Annotated in this window: 19 protein-coding genes; 10 read left to right on the forward strand and 9 right to left on the reverse strand. The window is 41.3% G+C overall.

The window, feature by feature from the left end; all coding sequences use genetic code 11:
• The first annotated feature begins 46 nt into the window (after positions 1 to 46).
• Both FCV43_RS03045 and asnB read left to right on the forward strand, forming a co-directional pair.
• Positions 47 to 1,633, forward strand: coding sequence for a cation:proton antiporter family protein (locus FCV43_RS03045; RefSeq protein ID WP_113795836.1), 1,587 nt, complete (start codon positions 47 to 49; stop codon positions 1,631 to 1,633).
• 214 nt (positions 1,634 to 1,847) lie between these two features.
• Positions 1,848 to 3,518, forward strand: a complete 1,671-nt coding sequence (gene asnB, locus FCV43_RS03050; RefSeq protein WP_136993974.1) for an asparagine synthase B — start codon at positions 1,848 to 1,850, stop codon at positions 3,516 to 3,518.
• Between the two features lie 127 nt (positions 3,519 to 3,645).
• Here asnB and rfaH read toward each other — a convergent pair whose 3' ends face one another.
• A complete protein-coding gene (rfaH, locus tag FCV43_RS03055) occupies positions 3,646 to 4,146 on the reverse strand; it encodes a transcription/translation regulatory transformer protein RfaH (RefSeq protein WP_029203442.1) in 501 nt (166 codons plus the stop codon).
• A gap of 321 nt (positions 4,147 to 4,467) precedes the next feature.
• On the opposite strand from rfaH, the gene FCV43_RS03060 reads away from it, so the two are divergent.
• A complete protein-coding gene (locus FCV43_RS03060) occupies positions 4,468 to 5,856 on the forward strand; it encodes a peptide MFS transporter (RefSeq protein WP_136993975.1) in 1,389 nt (462 codons plus the stop codon).
• A gap of 140 nt (positions 5,857 to 5,996) precedes the next feature.
• On the opposite strand, the gene hemH is transcribed toward FCV43_RS03060, so the two are convergent.
• The 3 genes from hemH to htpG form a co-directional block, all read right to left on the reverse strand.
• Positions 5,997 to 6,950 (reverse strand): ferrochelatase, encoded by a 954-nt coding sequence (gene hemH, locus FCV43_RS03065; protein ID WP_136993976.1) that lies wholly within the window; start codon positions 6,948 to 6,950, stop codon positions 5,997 to 5,999.
• A 167-nt stretch (positions 6,951 to 7,117) separates the two neighbouring features.
• On the reverse strand, positions 7,118 to 7,762 hold the full coding sequence (gene adk / locus FCV43_RS03070; protein ID WP_017053269.1) for an adenylate kinase: 645 nt from the start codon (positions 7,760 to 7,762) through the stop codon (positions 7,118 to 7,120).
• Positions 7,763 to 8,136: 374 nt separating this feature from the next.
• The gene (htpG, locus tag FCV43_RS03075) at positions 8,137 to 10,041 is read right to left on the reverse strand and encodes a molecular chaperone HtpG (protein ID WP_136993977.1); all 1,905 of its coding nucleotides are present in this window, start codon (positions 10,039 to 10,041) and stop codon (positions 8,137 to 8,139) included.
• A 256-nt stretch (positions 10,042 to 10,297) separates the two neighbouring features.
• Here htpG and FCV43_RS03080 point away from each other — a divergent pair, with 256 nt between their 5' ends.
• Entirely contained in the window at positions 10,298 to 11,167 is an 870-nt protein-coding gene (locus FCV43_RS03080; RefSeq protein WP_136993978.1) for a winged helix-turn-helix domain-containing protein, read from the forward strand.
• A 9-nt stretch (positions 11,168 to 11,176) separates the two neighbouring features.
• Positions 11,177 to 11,692 carry a regulatory protein ToxS gene (locus FCV43_RS03085; RefSeq protein WP_017053272.1) on the forward strand — a complete coding sequence of 172 codons (516 nt, stop codon included), beginning with the start codon at positions 11,177 to 11,179 and terminating at the stop codon, positions 11,690 to 11,692.
• 35 nt (positions 11,693 to 11,727) lie between these two features.
• Here FCV43_RS03085 and yfcE read toward each other — a convergent pair whose 3' ends face one another.
• From yfcE to FCV43_RS03110, 5 genes are read right to left on the reverse strand one after another with little or no spacing between them, the layout of a single operon-like run.
• Complete coding sequence (gene yfcE / locus FCV43_RS03090; RefSeq protein ID WP_136993979.1) at positions 11,728 to 12,273, reverse strand: phosphodiesterase; 546 nt, start codon at positions 12,271 to 12,273, stop codon at positions 11,728 to 11,730.
• Positions 12,274 to 12,322: 49 nt separating this feature from the next.
• A complete protein-coding gene (locus FCV43_RS03095; protein WP_017053274.1) occupies positions 12,323 to 12,730 on the reverse strand; it encodes a CBS domain-containing protein in 408 nt (135 codons plus the stop codon).
• Positions 12,727 to 13,077 (reverse strand): P-II family nitrogen regulator, encoded by a 351-nt coding sequence (locus tag FCV43_RS03100; protein WP_017053275.1) that lies wholly within the window; start codon positions 13,075 to 13,077, stop codon positions 12,727 to 12,729. Before FCV43_RS03100 ends, FCV43_RS03095 begins: the two co-directional genes overlap by 4 nt.
• Positions 13,067 to 13,861, reverse strand: a complete 795-nt coding sequence (locus FCV43_RS03105; protein WP_136993980.1) for a DUF1538 domain-containing protein — start codon at positions 13,859 to 13,861, stop codon at positions 13,067 to 13,069. The genes FCV43_RS03100 and FCV43_RS03105 overlap by 11 nt, the downstream gene beginning before the upstream one ends.
• Entirely contained in the window at positions 13,858 to 14,592 is a 735-nt protein-coding gene (locus FCV43_RS03110; protein WP_017053277.1) for a DUF1538 domain-containing protein, read from the reverse strand. Before FCV43_RS03110 ends, FCV43_RS03105 begins: the two co-directional genes overlap by 4 nt.
• 317 nt (positions 14,593 to 14,909) lie before the next feature.
• Here FCV43_RS03110 and FCV43_RS03115 point away from each other — a divergent pair, with 317 nt between their 5' ends.
• The 5 genes from FCV43_RS03115 to FCV43_RS03135 all read left to right on the forward strand — a co-directional run bounded on the left by FCV43_RS03115 (position 14,910) and on the right by FCV43_RS03135 (position 19,558).
• Positions 14,910 to 15,824 (forward strand): TIGR01777 family oxidoreductase, encoded by a 915-nt coding sequence (locus tag FCV43_RS03115; protein WP_017053278.1) that lies wholly within the window; start codon positions 14,910 to 14,912, stop codon positions 15,822 to 15,824.
• Between the two features lie 30 nt (positions 15,825 to 15,854).
• Positions 15,855 to 16,682 carry an SDR family oxidoreductase gene (locus FCV43_RS03120; RefSeq protein WP_136993981.1) on the forward strand — a complete coding sequence of 276 codons (828 nt, stop codon included), beginning with the start codon at positions 15,855 to 15,857 and terminating at the stop codon, positions 16,680 to 16,682.
• 430 nt (positions 16,683 to 17,112) lie between these two features.
• Entirely contained in the window at positions 17,113 to 17,967 is an 855-nt protein-coding gene (locus tag FCV43_RS03125; protein WP_136993982.1) for a co-chaperone YbbN, read from the forward strand.
• A gap of 209 nt (positions 17,968 to 18,176) precedes the next feature.
• Complete coding sequence (locus tag FCV43_RS03130; RefSeq protein ID WP_017053281.1) at positions 18,177 to 19,097, forward strand: SPFH domain-containing protein; 921 nt, start codon at positions 18,177 to 18,179, stop codon at positions 19,095 to 19,097.
• Positions 19,098 to 19,108: 11 nt separating this feature from the next.
• On the forward strand, positions 19,109 to 19,558 hold the full coding sequence (locus tag FCV43_RS03135; protein WP_136993983.1) for an NfeD family protein: 450 nt from the start codon (positions 19,109 to 19,111) through the stop codon (positions 19,556 to 19,558).
• Positions 19,559 to 19,762 lie beyond the last annotated feature (204 nt).

Here is a 19,762-nt window from a genome sequence, read left to right on the forward strand (position 1 = left end):
AATAAACACGGCCCGTTTTTTAGCTAGGAATAAAAATTATAAAACTATGGAACTAATTTTAATCACAACGGCATTTATCGCCGGATTTTTTGCTCTCAAATGCAACCTCCCCCCTTTAGTTGGTTTTCTGCTTGCCGGGTTTGGTCTGCATGCTTTTGGAATTCAAACCAGTGATACCATAATCACTCTTGCTGATTTAGGTGTGACATTACTGCTTTTCACCATTGGCCTTAAACTTGACGTAAAAACACTCTTATCCAAAGAAATATGGGCAGGGGCCAGTGTACATAACCTTCTCTCTACTGCCATTTTCAGTGCGTTATTATTCGGTTTCAAAATACTTGGCATTTCATCTTTAGCCGCTATGTCGCTTGAGCAAATCGTACTGCTTGGTTTCGCACTCTCTTTTTCTAGTACTGTTTTTGCAGTTAAGTCTCTGCAAGAAAAAGGGGAAATGAATGCCACCTACGGCACGATTGCCATTGGTATTTTGGTTATGCAAGATATCTTCGCGGTGGTCTTTCTAACCGCATCAACAGGAAAGCTACCTGAATGGTACGCTATCGCGCTTTTCCTCTTACCTTTTCTTCGCCCTATTTTCTTTAAAATTATTGACTGGGTCGGACACGGTGAAATGCTCGTTTTATGCGGTGTCTTTTTTGCATTAGTGGTTGGTGCGGGGTTATTTCAAGTTGTAGGTATGAAGCCCGATCTTGGTGCTCTGATTTTAGGCATGCTGTTAGCTGGGCATAAAAAAGCATCAGAGCTGTCTAAGTCACTATTTAATCTCAAAGAATTATTTCTTGTCTGCTTTTTCTTAAATATTGGCCTCTCAGTAAAACCCACCATTGAAGGTGGGATGATGGCTCTACTCTTTATACTTCTACTGCCAATTAAAGGGGTCTTATATTTTTGGGTGCTCAACCATTTTAAATTTCGAGTTCGTACGTCACTTCTCGCGTCTTTGTCTCTATTCAACTACAGTGAATTTGGCCTTATCGTCAGTGGATTAGCATTTAAAATGGGCTGGATGTCTGGAGAAATACTGGTTGCTATCGCGATTGCCGTCTCTATCTCTTTCATACTAGCAGCACCACTCAACCGTAAGGGCCATCGACTGTATCAGCGTTCAGGTAAGTGGCTAAAAGAACATGCGGCAGAGAAACTCAACAACCGAGATCAATTGATCAACCCTGGCCATGCTCAAATCTTGATTTTGGGAATGGGTCGAATTGGTACTGGTGCTTACGATGAGTTACGTACTCGATATGGAAAAATAAGTCTTGGGGTCGAAGTACGAGAAGATGCAGCACACCAACATCGAACTCAGGGACGAAATGTCATTTCAGGAGATGCAACCGATCCCGATTTTTGGGAACGCATACTCGACACCGCAAATGTCAAACTCGTACTACTTGCAATGCCTCATCATCAAGGGAACCAAATTGCCCTAGAGCAGCTACAGTTACGCAACTATCAAGGTCAAATTGCCGCCATTGCTGAATACACTGACCAACTTGACAGTTTAGTCGAGAATGGTGTTGATGCCGCATTTAACATATACAGTGAAGCTGGTTCAGGTTTTGCTCGTCATGTATGTAAGCAGTTAAAACCAAATTTTAACAAGCCTTAACCCTTACCCAATAGGCTCTAAAGTTCTACCTTTAGAGCCTTATCGCTCAAAAAATACACCACAACTAGATAAAATCAACCAAAATACGCTTTTAGTTAAATTATTTCTAACCATTGAAGCTATTTGATATTTAATTAAAGCAATACGGTTGCTTTTTTTAATCAAAATGGCAAATTAAAGTCAATCGCACCGAATTATATTAAAAGGAAGTTGTATGTGTTCAGTATTTGGCATTCTAGACATTAAAAGTGATGTTGCATCACTTCGCCCTATTGCTTTAGAGATGTCGAAAAAGCTTCGTCATCGCGGACCTGATTGGTCTGGTATCTATGCATCAGACAATGCAATTCTAGCTCACGAACGTTTGGCTATTGTTGGCTTAAACAGTGGCGCTCAACCGCTTTATAGTCAGGATAAAAAACACATCCTGGCGGTCAATGGCGAAATATACAACCATCAAGAAATTCGAGCTCGCTATGAAGGTAAATATGAATTTCAGACCGACTCTGACTGTGAAGTGATCTTAGCGCTATACGAAGATATGGGTGCCGATCTTCTTGAAGAGCTAAACGGTATTTTCGCTTTTGTTTTATACGATGAAGAGAAAGATCAGTATCTTATCGGTCGTGACCATATCGGTATTATCCCGCTTTATCAGGGTTATGATGAGCACGGCAACTACTACGTTGCTTCAGAAATGAAAGCTCTCGTACCCGTATGTAAAACAGTAAGTGAATTCCCTCCGGGTTGCTTCTACGGCTCTAACGATGCTGAACCTCAACGTTACTACACTCGTGACTGGAATGAATATGCTGCGGTACAAGGCAACTCAACCAGTATGGAAGAGTTAACTCAAGCTCTTGAAGATGCCGTTAAACGCCAACTAATGACTGACGTTCCTTATGGTGTTCTTCTTTCTGGCGGATTAGACTCATCAATTACCTCTGCGGTAGCAAAACGCTATGCTGCTTTACGTATTGAAGATGATGAACAGTCAGAAGCATGGTGGCCTCAGCTACACTCTTTTGCTGTCGGCTTAGAAGGCGCTCCAGATCTTAAAGCAGCACGTGAAGTGGCAGACCAAATCGGTACCGTTCACCACGAAATGACATACACAATCCAAGAAGGGTTAGATGCCATTCGTGATGTGATCTATCACATTGAGACCTACGATGTGACAACAATTCGTGCATCAACACCTATGTACCTCCTAGCTCGTAAGATTAAAGCTATGGGTATAAAGATGGTGCTGTCTGGCGAAGGGGCCGATGAAATCTTTGGTGGTTACTTGTACTTCCATAAAGCACCGAACGCTCAAGAATTCCATGAAGAAACCGTACGTAAATTGCTTGCTCTTAATATGTTTGACTGTGCTCGTGCAAATAAATCATTAGCAGCATGGGGTGTAGAGGGACGTGTACCTTTCTTAGACAAAGAGTTTATTGATGTTGCTATGCGTTTAAACCCTGAAGATAAGATGTGCGGCAACGGAAAAATGGAGAAGCACATTTTACGTAAGTGTTTTGAAGATTACTTGCCACATAACATCGCATGGCGCCAAAAAGAGCAGTTCTCTGATGGTGTGGGCTATGAGTGGATTGATACGTTGAAAGCAACCGCCGATGCTAAAGTAACAGATAAGCAGATGGAAACGGCTGCATTCCGCTTTCCATACAACACTCCAACAACTAAAGAGGGTTATGCTTATCGTGAAATTTTTGAAGAGCTATTCCCACTAGAATCTGCTGCGGAATGTGTCCCTGGCGGCCCTTCAGTTGCTTGTTCTTCTGCAAAAGCAATTGAATGGGATGAGTCATTCAAAAACTGTGTTGACCCATCAGGTCGAGCTGTACAAGCCGTTCACAACGATGCTTATGAAGCGTAGTACAGCTTGAGGTGAATTAATTCATCAATCACTGGATCGAAAAAAGGCACTTTTTAGTGCCTTTTTTAATGGGAGAACCCCTGTGATATTGCATATAATTCTAACCACTAGCGGTAGCGTTCAATCATTAAAGATCAAAATCCAGATCTTTATTATCAATGCTCACAGGTATGACTTTACTGATCATTTTGACCAGCATAATGGAACGAGCTTCGCCGTCTGATTCTTGGAAAATCGCTTTAATTCCAGAGAATTGTCCGCTTTTCACTGCTATTTCTTGGCCCTTCTCTGGAAGGCTTTCATCAGAAATATCACTGGTATTTTTTTCTATTTGTTTCAATTCAAATATTAAGTCGCCTTGAATCTCTTTTGGAACGGCTCCGAACCGAATAAAATCAACCACACCGCGGGTTGACCTGACAGTGGTAAATGTTGGTCCTACTTCAAAGTCAAAACGTATAAAGACATACGATGGAAAAAGAGGTTCTTTTACAGTTTGTCGCTTACCTCTCAACATTTTTTCTACTGTGACTTCAGGGTAAAAACACTCCACCCCCTGATTCTCTAAATGTTGCTTTGCTCGGCTTTGATCACCGCGCTTACAATAGAGTAAATACCAACGTTTCATAATTTTTCTAGCCATATTTTTTTCCACATCCTAGCATAAGTTTACGTCATACCAATATGCTCGGAGTTAGGACAACCAAATTATCGTCATAAATTGCTATTTTTTCGAGCGCCTTTGCTGTTATTTTCCTCAAGACAAAAATGAGAAATAAGTTTTCACCTCATTAATCAACCACCGCTTCCTCTACTTAGTTTATTATTTTCAAACAGTTAGCCCTAACTATTCATATCACCTATACATTTCAACTATTGCAGTTATTAATTCCAATATGTATACCTAACCACACATTAAATTCTTTAATAACTAAAATAAGTAAAACTTATGCCAAACCAACACAACATTTTCGGTCACCCTAGAGGTTTGTTCCTTCTTTTTGGTACAGAACTATGGGAACGATTCTCTTACTACGCAATGCGTGCCATCTTAGTTCTTTTTCTTACTGATACCACGATTAATGGTGGTATGGGGTGGTCAACTAAAGACGCTTTAGATTTATATGGCATCTATACCGGTCTGGTTTACATCACACCACTCATCGGTGGCTACATTGCAGATAACTACTTAGGTCAGCGTAAATCTGTACTGCTAGGTGGTTTATTGATGGCCATTGGTCAGTTCACTCTAGCTTTACCAACTCACGCTATCGGTTTAGGTATTGAACAAGCATTCTATTTAGGTCTCGCACTCCTGATTGCTGGTAACGGTATGTTCAAACCTAACATTTCAACGATGGTGGGTGACCTATACAACGAAGGTGATCACCGCCGTGATGGTGCATTCACCATTTTCTATATGGGTATCAATATCGGTGCATTACTTGCGGGTATTGTTTCTGGTTCTGTAACGGGCTCATATGGTTGGAAAGCGGGTTTCCTTGTTGCTGGTATTGGTATGGTCATTAGTTTAATCATGCAAATGACACTGGCTAAATCATGGCTAGGCGATATTGGTACCGTTCCAGCAGCAGTACGTGACCGAGATATGAAGAACTCTCAAAACAAAGCGCCATTAACGCCACAAGAGATCGACCGCTTGAAAGTTGTTTTGGTTATGGGTCTATTTGTTATTGTATTCTGGGCAGGCTTCGAACAAGCCGGTGGCCTGATGAATATCTACACTCAACAATATACTGATCGTATGATTGGTGGTTTTGAAGTCCCTACCGCTTGGTTCCAATCTCTTAACCCATTCTTCATTATCGGTCTAGCGCCTGTTCTTGCCGCTTTTTGGGTAAAACTTGGTAAGCGTGAACCAAACTCACCAGTTAAATTTGCCTTAGCTCTGTTCTTCCTTGCTTTAGGTTTCTTATGCATGGTTGGTGCGGTAATGGAACAAGGCGGTGACACAACAGTTAAGACATCAATGCTTTGGCTTGTGGGTGCGTTCTTCTTCCATACGTTAGGTGAATTATGCTTATCACCAATTGGACTGTCGCTTGTGACTAAACTTGCTCCGCTACGTCTAGCATCACTGATGATGGGTGCATGGTTTGGCTTCAACGCAATCGCAAACTATGTTGCGGGTCTAATCGGTTCACACGTAGGCGAATTTGGCCCTATGGCTATCTTTGGCGGCATTGCGGTTACTGCAACTATTTGTGGTGTCGTATTATTGATGTGTGCAAATACGTTAGTTCATTGGATGCATGGCGCGGAAGTATCAGCGTCAAGTGCTGAAATTATTGAAGAGCAACAAGCTCAATTAGTTTAGTTCATTCAGTAACACATATACAAAGGGCTGCATTAATTGCAGCCCTTTTTCTTTAAAATCAATACGTAAATCCATCAACCAAGCAAATTCATTAAAGCGACTGCCGATAAAACGCTGTTCATTTAAGTATAATAAATATACTAATTGGCAACCAGATCTGCCATCATTTCGATATGGTCATCTGCATCATTCAAACATTCAATGTAGTTGAACTCTGAACCACCAGCCTCAACAAATATCTCTTTGCACTGTTCTGATATCTCTTCCAATGTTTCAAGACAATCAACAGAAAACGCTGGGGCCATGATATCTAGCTTCTTAATCCCTTTAGCAGGCAACATCTCTAATGTTTTATCCGTATAGGGCGTCAACCACTCCTCTCGACCGAATCGAGATTGATAAGTCATACCAATCTTGTCTTCTGATAATTCGAGCTCTTGTGCTAGCAATCGAGTTGTCTCTTCACAATGCTGAGGATATATATCCCCCTGATCCGCTAATCGTTTTGGGATCCCGTGATATGAGCACAGAAGGTAGTCTCCTCGCCCACTTTTCTTCCACTGCTGCCTAACTTGCTGGGCCAGCGCTTTAATGTATAACGGGTGCTGATAGTAATCTCGAATCAAGCGATAACTTGGTATGACAGGCATCTGCTTAAATGCTTTCGTCAGCCCATCCGAAACCGCTGCGGTCGTTGTGCCTGAATACTGTGGGTATAAAGGAAGAACAATAATATCCTCTACACCTTGAGCCATTAATGCTTCAATGCCATTTTTCAAGCTTGGCGATCCATAAGTCATTCCAAGCTCAACCGGTAAATTCGTTTGAACTCGTAACTTTTCGACTTGCCTTTTGGAGTACACCATCAACGGCGAGCCTTCATCCATCCATACGCTTTCGTACAACTTCGCAACTTTAGGCGCTCGAATAGGTAAAATGACACCATGCAATATTGGGCACCATAACCAACGCGACAAACTGACAACACGGTGATCATGTAAGAATTCACTTAAGAAACGTTTTATTGCCGATGCTGTTGGCTCATCAGGTGTACCTAAGTTAACCAGAAGAACACCTTGTTTTTTATTATCCATAAATATCTTAATTAACTTATACCTTTCTACAGCGTTTATGATGCAGATAAGTATGATGATTCATTCAGAGTGTTTTCGCGTAAATCGCATGAAACGGCTCAACAAAAAAAGGCAACCAATAATGGTCGCCTTTAATATAACAAAATCTAAAACTGACGTTTAGCCAATTATGCTAGTGCTTTCTCAATATCTGCACTAACTTCAGCAACTTGCTTAGTACCGTCAAATTTAAGGTACTTAGTATTGCCTGCTTCAGCTTCTTTGCTGTAGTAAGAGATTAATGGTGCTGTTTGCTCATGGTAGATACCTAGGCGAGCAAGAACGGTTTCAGCTTTGTCGTCATCACGAACAACAAGATCTTCACCTGTCTCATCATCTTTACCTTCCACTTTTGGCGGATTGTAAACAACGTGGTAAGTACGACCAGAAGCTAGGTGAGCACGACGACCCGCCATGCGCTCAACAATCACGCTGTCAGCAACGTCGAATTCAACAACGTAATCAACGGCGATGCCCATCTCTTTTAGACCATCAGCTTGAGGGATAGTACGAGGGAAACCATCAAGTAGGAAACCTTTCTCACAATCAGCCTGAGCAATACGCTCTTTGATAAGACCAAGAATAAGATCATCAGAAACCAATTGACCAGCATCAATCACTGATTTTGCTTTCTTACCTAGCTCTGTACCCGCTTTGATCGCAGCACGTAGCATGTCACCAGTAGAAATTTGTGGGATACCATATTTTTCCATGATGAATTGAGCTTGTGTACCTTTACCAGCACCTGGAGCACCTAGAAGGATGATGCGCATGTTTAATCCTCTTTAAAAATTATGATTTATACCGAAGCTCACAATAAGTCGGGTGATGAAAGAATACGACTCTCCACGACACAGCACAAAGCAGCCACAATCGTTGAGCCATACATTCACCAATACTTAAATAACCAACGATAAGTTTCGGTATAACGTTTATTAAAAGTGAGCGCGCAAAATACACGCCTTGAACCAGAGATTCAAGCTCAGCATTCTAACACAAAAATTATCCATAAGTTGTGCCTAAGACTAAAGAATACGAGCTGGCGTTAATTCGCAACTGATAAAGTCACGTTAGCGTCATTTTGCCGATTTTAGTGACTTTTAATTTAAAAAAGCCCGCCGAAGCGAGCTTTTTAATTTTTTACTACTTAAACTTTAGTCAAAAGCTGGTTGATAGCACCTAAGAACTGAGAAGAGTCCTCAATAGAGCCACGTTCAGCAAGCATAGCCTGACCAAGCAGAACTTCTACCCAACGACCGAACTCTTGTTCATCCGCTTCATCAGCCATACGTTTCACAAGCTCATGCTCTGGGTTAATCTCAAAAATGTACTTAACTTCTGGAGCCGCTTGACCTGCTGCTTCCAGTAGTTTCGCCATTTGAGTCCCCATATCATAGTCATCAGTAACGACTACGGCTGGTGTTGTTGCTAGCTTAAAGGTAGTGCGAACTTCCTTAACACGAGAGCCTAGGTAGCTTTGTGTGCGCTCAACAACAGACTTAAATTCTTCCTGTGTCTCTTTTTGCTTCTCTTTTTCAGCTTCATCTTCAAACTGACCAAGATCCAGCCCCGCTTTAGTGATCGATTGGAACTGTTTACCATCAAACTCGGTTAGGTAATTCATTAGCCATTCGTCGATTCGATCAAACATCAATACAACTTCGATGCCTTTCGCTTTGAACTGCTCTAAGTGTGGGCTGTTTTTAGCCGCTGCGTAACTATCTGCTGTCAGGAAATAGATCTTATCTTGTCCCTCTTTCATACGCTCTACATACGATTGCAGGCCAACCGTCTGTTCTGAAGAATCGACATGAGTTGAAGCGAAGCGCAACAGAGCGGCAACCTTTTCTTTATTTGCCATATCTTCAGCAGGGCCTTCTTTTAGCACCATGCCAAACTCTTTCCAGAAAGAAAGGTACTTTTCATCGTCTTTCTTTGCCATACGCTCAAGCAGAGTAAGCACTCGCTTAGTACATGCACTGCGTAGTGACTGAGTTACTTTATTGTCTTGCAGAATTTCACGCGAAACATTAAGCGGTAGATCGTTTGAATCAATTAAGCCTCGGACGAAACGTAGGTAAGAAGGCATGAACTGCGCCGCATCATCCATAATGAATACGCGTTGAACATAAAGTTTTAGGCCACTCTTATGTTCACGGTTCATCATATCAAACGGAGCTTTTGCAGGAATATAGAGCAAGCTCGTATAATCGTTTTTACCTTCAACTCGGTTATGGCTCCAAGTTAATGGATCAGCAAAGTCATGCGATACATGCTTATAAAACTCTTGATACTCTTCTTCTGAAATATCTGATTTATTACGAGTCCACAGAGCTTGTGCTTTGTTGATCTGTTCCCACTCGGTCTCATCCGTCTCTTTTCCTTCTTCATCTTTTACTTTCGTTAAGATAGAAACCGGAATACCTATATGATCCGAATATTTACCAATCACTTCACGTAAGCGCCATTCAGACAAGAACTCCCTACCTTCGTCACGCATATGTAAAATGATATCCGTACCACGAGACTCTTTTGTGGTGGTTTCAATGGTGTAATCACCTTCACCTTCTGAGTGCCACTGTACCGCTTCATCGGCTGCTAAACCGGCAGCTCGGGTACGAACCGTTACCGCATCAGCTACGATGAATGCCGAATAGAAACCAACACCAAACTGACCGATTAATTGTGAGTCTTTACTTTGATCATCCGATAATTTTGAAAAGAAGTCCGCTGTACCTGATTTAGCGATCGTGCCCAGATGCTCAATAACATCATCACGGCTCATACCGATGCCGTTATCAGAAATAGTTAAGGTATTGGTTTCACTACTAAATGACAGTTTAACACCAAGATCAGCTTCACCTTGATACAAGCTCGAATCAGAGAGCGCTTGAAAACGTAATTTATCTGAGGCATCTGAAGCATTTGAAATCAATTCACGTAGGAATATTTCTTTATTTGAATACAGTGAATGAATCATTAGGTGAAGTAACTGCTTTACTTCTGACTGAAAACCACGGGTTTCTTTATTGTTCGTTACTGTTTCGCTCATCTTCGCTCCATAGCATCTATACTGTGAGATCGCGGCTTACTGTAAATGCGATTTCGTCTATCTTGTTATTTAACATGAGGATGACAAATGTAAATTCAAGGTCAAAAATCATAAAAACAGTGTTTTTTTATTTTATTTTAACTATGATTATTTCGAAAAAATATCAAAGAACATAAATTCAGCCTGCAAGATTGACAATTAATCGATGATTGGCCGAATAAAATCCCCTGAAAGTCATCTAATAAAGAAGAATTCAATGAGTAATATCGGTACTAAGTTCATACTTGCGAAGCGCTTTGTTTTTGATCCAAATAGTAATTCTCTTATGGATCAAGCAGAGGAATGCGAAACGGTTAGACTAGGTAGCAATGAGAGTCGTATCCTATTATTGCTATGCGAGAAACCCAATGAAGTCATCACTCGTAATCAACTCCATGAGTTTGTTTGGCGAGATCAAGGATTTGAAGTTGATGATTCAAGCCTAACTCAGGCGATATCAACACTACGCAAGATGCTTAAAGATTCTACAAAATCCCCTGCCTTCGTTAAGACAGTGCCTAAGCGAGGCTATCAACTCATTGCCGACGTAGAACGTTCCGCTCCATTGGCGTCAAGTGATACCGTTTTACCCATACAAAATGAAACGGCTGTTGAAGAAAAAAACACAAATGTAGAATCCGAATCACCAGCACCTGTCGTTGAAGTGGAAGTACAACAATCAAACCTTGGCGCAGTAACACAAGAAACCGCCTCATTTGATTCAAAGTTACTCAGCTGGCTACCAAAGATTCTCGTGAGCATTGCCGTTCTACTTCCTTTATTGGTGTTGCTATTCACAAACCCAGCAGAGTCGCAATTCCGCCAACTTGCGGTGGTGGATAATATCCCGATTAAAACACCATTGAACCATCCTGATATTTCTAAATGGGTGCCATCAATAAAAACATGTATTGAAAGCTACAATGAACGTCACCGTGATGAACTGATGCCTAGCGAAGTCATTGCAACGGGTGGAGAAAACAATCGGTTAGTGTTGAATTACATCCATCCTGTGGAGTTTTCTGGTGAAAATGTCACCTTACGAATTTTCACTGAACTCTCCAATCTAAATAAAGTCTGTAAGTAAGGTAAGATGATGAAATTAAAATTGGCTTATCTCGCGTTAGCCCTCTCCTCTGTATTAAGTGCATGGATGTATTGGGGAAGCGACATCAAAGTTGAACAAGTGCTTACGTCTAAAGAGTGGCAATCTAGAATGGTCTCACTGATCACCAGTAATGATAAAGAGAGTGCGATTGGGCCGCTAAGTAAAGTTGAGGTGATATCAAACGTAAAGTATTTACCAAATGGTTCATACATCCGCGTCTCTCGAATGGAGCTGTTCGGTAATGAGAAAGAGAGCCAAAACACCATCAACATTTCAGAAACTGGCGAATGGGATATTAGTGATAACTATTTATTAATCTCTCCAACTGAGTTTAAAGATGTCTCTTCTGCTCAAAGTAAAGAGTTCACTCCCGAGCAATTAACACTAATTACTCAGGTATTTAAGTTAGATTCTCAGCAAAGCCGCCGGATTGATATCGTAAACCAAAAGACACTGCTCTTAACCAGCTTAAACCATGGTTCCACGGTGTTATTTACAAACTAATACAAAAAAGGGAAGCATTATCGCTTCCCTTTTTATTAGATGGTCACTTCTTTAATTACCGATTGGTCAAAGCCAATAACTTGCAATCTATTATTACGGAGTAGTCCAAAGCTTGCAGAGTAACCATTACGTGGAATAGTCACAGAGCCTGGGTTGAAGATCACCACACCATTTTGCTCTTCTGCTACCGGAATATGGGTATGACCATGAGCCAAAATATCACCGTCACGTAAAGCTGGTCGCTTATCAGAATTATAAGTGTGACCGTGTGTCAAAAATAGACGTTGACCACTTTCTAGCAATACCCACGAGTAATCCATCATCATTGGAAATGACAACAACATCTGATCCACTTCACTATCACAGTTGCCTCTAACAGCAATGATCTGGTCCGCATACTGATTAAGAAGCTGTGCAACCTCAGGGGGATTATACCCTTCAGGAATCGCGTTTCTCGGGCCGTGATTTAAAATGTCACCTAACAAAATTAGATGCTTAGCTCCTGATTTCACATATTGTGAAATCATCTGTTCAGTTGCAGGCAGTGAGCCGTGTAAATCTGAAGCGAAAAAAAGATTCAAGACAAGCGTCTCCTTATTTTAAGTTGACGCTATTGTACGCATTCCTCTTTTAGTCGTCATCTTTCGCCATGCCATTTATCACGATATTGTTGTAGCTCACCATTCCAATAATCTTTCCATCTTCGATGACTGGCGCACGGCTGATGCCAAAACGTTCAAATAACCGAGCGCAATATTTAACGTTCATACTAGGATCAACGGCTAACGCTGGTTTTGTCATGATTTCATAAATATTAGTACGTTTAGATGAACGATTTTGCGCGAGCACTTTCTTCGCAATATCATTCATTAAAACAATACCGTACTCATCGTCATCATGACGCTTATTCACGATAAGCGCTTTAACCTTATGCTGCTTAGCCAGTTTGATACCTTCATGTACTGTCGTTAGTCCATCAACAATGACATAGGTATTGGCCATTACGTCTCTAATGCGTATTTTTTCATGGCTGATCATATTTCTTCCTCAACAACTTTTGTTAATGTCTCAACTTGATGGGCAACCCCGACCGCATCTTCGATATCAATCTGTATCGCTATTCCCTGCCCTGACTCTTGGTCGAACTCCCCGACCTCACTGATTCTTTCCAAGATATGACGCGAAAGGTGTTCCTCAACAACAAATAGCAACACGTCTTTTTGCACTTCAAGAGTTAAACCAAAGAATGTGCGTTTTTTATTCACACCTTGGCCCCTAGCGTTGTTGATCACCGTCGCTCCCGTTGCACCGGCATCTCGAGCAGCATCAAGAACCACATCGGTCTTGCTATCCTCTACAAAAGCCAAAATGAGTTTAAAGCGCATTTTCTTTCTCCTCTGACGAGCCTTTTTGGTTTAACCATTGGGTAATTTGGGCATACGCCATAACTGAAATAATAGGAAATAAACTGGCAAAGGCGATCAGACCAAAGCCATCAATCATCGGGTTTCGTCCCGGAACGGTAGAAGCTAGCCCTAGTCCTAAAGCCGTAACTAAGGGTACGGTTACCGTTGACGTTGTCACTCCTCCAGAATCATATGCCAAAGGCACTATTAATTTAGGAGCATAAAAGGTTTGAATCACCACCACGATATAACCTGCGATGATGTAATAGTGAATCGGGTCTCCGACTACAATTCGATAACTGCCCAAAGATATTCCAATCGCAACCCCTAGAGCTACCGCAATTCTTAACCCATTCACGCTGATACTTCCCCCTGACACTTGATTGGCTTTTATCGCAACGGCAATAAGCGATGGTTCTGCGATTGTGGTGCTAAAACCAATAAAGAAGGCAAAAAGGTAAACCCAATAGTAATCAATCCAAGCGAGTGACTGACCTACACTCACTTTAAATTCATATAAAAACTCTGGAGCAGTTAACTGCTGAGCCATGGTTTCGCCAAGTGGAAACAGCGCAAGTTCTAGCCCCATTAAAAAAAGAGAAAGACCTAAAATGACATAGAAAAAACCCAATATTACTTTAGGTAAATTACTTATGGGTTTACGTAACACCGCGACTTGGAAACCAAATATAATGGTCACAATCGGGACAACATCTAAAACAGTCCCAGTGAAAGTGTCAATAAAATCGGAAAATGAAATCATGCCACCACCATTCCATAGACCATAACGAACATCATAGGCAACAAGGAGGCAAAGGCGATCAAACCAAAGCCGTCAATCATTGGGTTGCGTCCTTTGATCGAAGACGCTAACCCTACCCCTAAAGCCGTCACCAATGGCACAGTTATAGTAGACGTGGTCACCCCTCCTGAATCGTAAGCGATCCCGATAATATTTTCAGGCGCAAATCCAGTAAGGATCACCACACCGATATAGCCAGCAATGATCATATAATGAATTGGCCACCCTTTTAAAATTCTCAATACCCCAAGAACAATGGCTATCCCAACAGAAAATGCGACCGTCAAACGCAGTCCATCCGCATAATCACTCATGGCCGCTTCAGTATGAATGATCATACCGCCTTCAGCTGCCACCTCTGCCGCTTCATCTGCGACTGCCGTTAACGCAGGTTCTGCTATCGTGGTGCCAAACCCTAAGCAAAAGGCAAAACAAATGAGCCAGAATACGCTCCCTTTGCGGGCAAAGGCTTGCGCCATCGATTCCCCGATTGGAAATAACCCCATCTCCAATCCAAAAATAAAAAAGGTTAAACCAAGGACCACCAACAACAATCCAACAAGGATAGAAATTAAATTAGGGAGTGGCTCTTGTAAAACAACCAACTGAAAAAAAGCGATAACAAGCACGATAGGGAGTAAATCTCTAAAGCTCCCCAGCATGGCTTTAAATAGCGAAAGTATTGCTGCCATAGATCTCCTAATTCATCGTTGTGAATCGGCTATTTCAGAAAATAACCACGGTTTATCGATACGATATTGCCTCAAGTCACTCATTAACCTATGAAACTGTCATACCTATGAAACCATCATGGCAAATAGTCGTCTATATAGGTGTGACAAAGGTTAGGCACTTAATACATTTAGCTACTCAATTGTTAAAAATGTGAACCGTTCGCACAAGCAGCTGAATATAATTGAGTTTTTCCACTGTTTATTTCACACCAGCTCACTTCAACCTGAGCTTATTACGGCTTAACTGTCTATAATTGGTACAAAGCGGAGGGAATATGAAGATACTATTGACAGGTGGGACGGGTTTTATCGGAAAGGAACTCATTAAATGCTTTAGAACGGAGCAAATTGTATTACTGACGAGAAACCCGCAAAACGCACAGCAAAATTTACAACACGCGAATACTGGAAATATCACTTACATCAACACATTAGATAACTTTAGCGATCTTAATGATGTTGATGTTGTCATTAATCTGGCAGGTGAAGCGATTGCAGAAAAACGATGGAACGCCAAGCAAAAAGAAACCATCTGCAATAGCCGTTGGAAACTCACTGAAAAAATCGTCGAACTCATTCATGCGAGCACTGAACCTCCTAGCGTTTTTATTAGCGGTTCTGCCGTAGGGTATTATGGTGATCAACAAGATCACCCTTTCGATGAAAGTCTTCATGTCCATCAAGTTGGTTTTCCGCATCAAGTCTGCTCCCACTGGGAACAAATCGCGAAGCGTTCTCAATCTGAGCTCACACGAGTATGCCTCCTTCGAACTGGGATTGTGCTAGGTAAAGATGGGGGAGCCTTGGACAAAATGCTACTGCCTTACAAGCTAGGGCTCGGTGGGCCAATAGGCAAAGGCAAACAATATATGCCTTGGATTCATATGTTAGACATGGTGAGAGCCATTGTTTATTTAGTAGAAACGCCACATGCTAGTGGTGAATTCAATGTTTGTGCGCCTCATCCCGTTACCAATAAAACTTTCAGCCGCTCTTTAGCTAAAGCACTAAAAAGACCTCATTTACTTTTCACTCCTAAATGGATATTGAAATTAATGATGGGAGAATCCTCATGCTTGCTTTTTGATAGTATTCGAGCCAAGCCTAAAAAATTAACCGAGCTGGGGTTCATTTTTGCTTACTCTAGAATAGAGCCTGCTCTTAAAAATTTACTGCAAAACCAAAATTAAATTCATACAAGACCATTAATGAGAGTCACAATGTCAAAGGCTATATTGATTACAGGATGTTCAACGGGGATTGGTTACACTTGTGCTCATGCGCTACATCAACAAGGTTATCAAGTCATCGCATCATGCCGAAACCAGGATGATGTTGTAAAACTTCAGCAGGAAGGTCTCACTTGTATCCAGTTAGACTTAAGTTGCACTGATAGCATCCGTTCTGGCGCGACAGAAGCGCTACGCTTGTGTGATGGAAATCTTTATGCACTGTTTAATAATGGTGCTTATGGACAGCCAGGAGCGTTAGAAGATCTACCAACCGATGGATTAAGAACGCAGTTTGAAACCAATTTTTTTGGCTGGCATGAACTCGTACTTCAACTTCTCCCGTCAATGAGAAAGCAAGGAACAGGGCGTATTATTCAAAATAGCTCCGTTCTCGGTTTTGCCGCCATGAAATATCGAGGGGCATACAACGCATCCAAATTTGCAATTGAAGGTTGGACTGACACTCTACGCCTTGAGCTATATCAATCAGGTGTTCATATCTCTCTTATCGAACCTGGACCAATCGAAACTCAGTTTCGTGCAAATGCGCTTATTGCATTTAAAAAGTGGATAAACATTGAAGACAGTGTCCATAGCACCTACTACCAACAACAAGTTTCACGTCTAGCCAACGATGAATCGAATAATGCGTTTGTACTCCCAGCGGAAGCTTGCATCGCACCAGTACTGCATGCATTAGAGTCCAAGTCACCCAAATTACGCTATAGGATCACGACCCCAACGAAAGTGTTTGCCTTTCTAAAACGCATTCTACCCTCGAAATGGTTAGATCCTATCTTACGCAAAGCCGCTTAGAACTTATGACTATTAGAGCTTATGACTATTAGAACTTATGACTAAAGGCTTTGGCTTAGGGCTTGGGCGGAAGACCTAGCTATTAGTATTCATCACTGAATCAAAATAAAGTGGCGATCGATTAAACATTGTCACTTACTCGTAACAATCACCTGTCATTATAAAAATGAGCATATCCCGATTGCAATTAGCGTGTTACGACAGGTAAATACATGACCCTAAACCAACTCAATTTGATAGGTATTGGTGTTGCATTAACACTATTTTTATTGTTTTGAGCACCACCCCTTATCATTCGTATCAAGCATCGAAAACGCCCACTAATTTTTATTAAGTTTGGGCGTTTTTCGATTCAGCTCTTGAAGTTAGAGAGAAGAACCCATATTTAATAACTAATCTGAACTCGAGATAATTACCAAGGATTTCCGGAATGCAGTCACCTCATGTTGTAGAATTCAATGAAAGTAACTTTCGTCAAATACTAGAAGGTTCGTCACAAGCTCCTGTACTCATCCATTTTTGGGCTCCGTCTCATCCAGAAAGCACTCAAATTATCCCTGAGCTACAAAGCCTTACTCAACAATATAATGGAGCCTTCACTCTGGCACAGCTCAATTGCGAGCAAGAGCAAACCATCGCTGGTCAATTTGGTGTACAAGCCCTACCCACTATTGCCTTATTCGTTAACGGCCAACCTGTTGATGGCCTTGGTGGACCTCAAACCATCGAATCTATCGTCGCAATGCTAGACAAACATTTGCCGAATCAAGATGAGATGAAATTACGTCACGCATTAGAAAAAATGCAATCTGGCGAGCATGCGGAAGCATTAGTGGCTTTACGTGAGCTACCGGAATCCATAACCACTAAGGGTGAAGTAAAACTCGCCATTGCAGACTGTTTGCTCGAAATGGGTCAGTTCTCTGATGCTGAAATTCAATTGAAAACTATTCCTCTTGAATATCAAGACAACTATTATAAGAGCATGATTGCGAAGCTAGAACTGCACCAACAAGCCGCAGATAGTCCTGAAATCCAATCTCTAGAATTACAATTTCAACAAGATACAAGTAATACACAATTAGCTCATGACTTGGCACTGCAATATCACCAAGTAAGCCGTGATGAAGAAGCATTAGAGCTATTATGGTCTTTTATCCGTTCAGATTTAAATGTTCAAGATGGTAATCTCAAAAAAGCATTCATGGATATTCTTAGCGCACTAGGACAAGGTAACGCGATTTCTGGAAAATACAGAAGACAGCTTTATTCTCTACTATATTAATCATTAGTTTCGCCAATAATAGTCATATGAGTAGCGACGAATAAAGCAAAACACCTCATGTAAACAAAGAGCTCAACTAGAGCTCTTTTTTATGCGATGAATACAAGTTCCAACTGACTTCTCATTTATAAATTTGCCCCCAAAGCAAAAGTGATCAACAATAAATTAATTGCATATCAAACACTTTCTCATTTTAAAAAGGAATTACCATGGCTATTGATGCTTTAATCACTATAGGTGGTTTTATTATTGTTGCAGTTGTTTTTATTTTCGCAGGAATTAAAGCGGTACCCCAAGGAAGCAACTGGACTGTTGAACGCTTCGGACGCTATACCCAAACGTTAAAACCAGGGTTGAACCTTATCATCCCTTTCGTTGATAGAGTCGGCAACCGTATCAGCATGATGGAGCGCGTATTAGACATCCCTGCTCAAGAAGTCATTTCAAAAGACAATGCGAATGTTGTCATTGATGCCGTTTGTTTTGTTCAAGTTATCGATGCACCGAAAGCTGCATACGAAGTTAACGATTTGGAGCATGCGATTCGTAACCTTACATTGACCAATATCCGTACCGTCTTAGGCTCTATGGAACTTGATGAAATGCTCAGCCAGCGTGACATGATTAACACGAAACTACTGACCATCGTCGATGCTGCGACTAACCCTTGGGGCGTTAAAGTTACCCGTATCGAAATCAAAGATGTACAGCCACCAGCCGATCTTACCGCTGCAATGAACGCTCAGATGAAAGCGGAACGAAACAAACGTGCAGATGTCTTAGAAGCAGAAGGTATTCGTCAGGCTGAGATTCTCAAAGCAGAAGGCCACAAGCAATCCGAAATTCTGCGTGCTGAAGGAGAAAAACAAGCCGCTATCTTACAAGCAGAAGCTCGTGAACGTGCAGCAGAAGCCGAAGCAAAAGCAACAGAAATGGTTTCTCAAGCGATAGCACAAGGTGATATGCAAGCGGTGAATTACTTTATCGCGCAAGGTTATACCGATGCACTTAAGAGTATCGGCCAAGCTGAAAATGGTAAAATCATTATGTTACCACTTGAAGCGACAGGTCTGATGGGCTCAGTTGCTGGAATAGCTGAAATGTTTAAAGCGCAACCTGAAGATAAATAAGGCAATTTTTAATGGTTGAATTATTGGAACAGATGAATCATTGGCACTGGCTTGCTTTTGGTTTGCTACTTTTAGCGGCTGAGCTGCTGGGTACTGCTGGCTATTTTTTATGGCTTGGTATTTCAGCCATTCTCGTGGGGCTTATTTTCTCAATCCTGCCGATGAGCTGGCAATTACAGTGGGTTAGCTTTGGTGTCTTTTCACTGATCACAACATGGTTATGGTGGAGAAGACAATTTAAACAAGATAAAAAATCTGATCAACAGCGCGAACTCAATCAACGAGAAAAGCAATTAATCGGAATGACGACTCGTCTGGAGGAAGATGTGCAAGCGGGAGATTGCCGCATTAAGCTTGGTGATACCACCTGGTCAGCGAGATGCGATCAAGATATCTCTAAAGGCACTCAAATAAGAGTCATCGATGTGGATGGAATCATATTATTTATTGAACCAATATAATTAATACCTAACAGTAATGGTGATATTTATATCACCATTACTGTAATTTCGAGTACTGATATAATATCCAATTGATTACGAAAGGAAATAGTTACTAATTATCTAACACAAAGTAAGCTTTTATTTCATAAACTTAGCTCTGCCACTCAATCTTCCCTCACTAACCTCATAGATTTAACTTGTTTAATCCATATTTATTTATAC

Origin of the sequence: Vibrio genomosp. F6, assembly GCF_005146325.1 — a bacterium.
GTDB lineage: Bacteria > Pseudomonadota > Gammaproteobacteria > Enterobacterales > Vibrionaceae > Vibrio > Vibrio cortegadensis.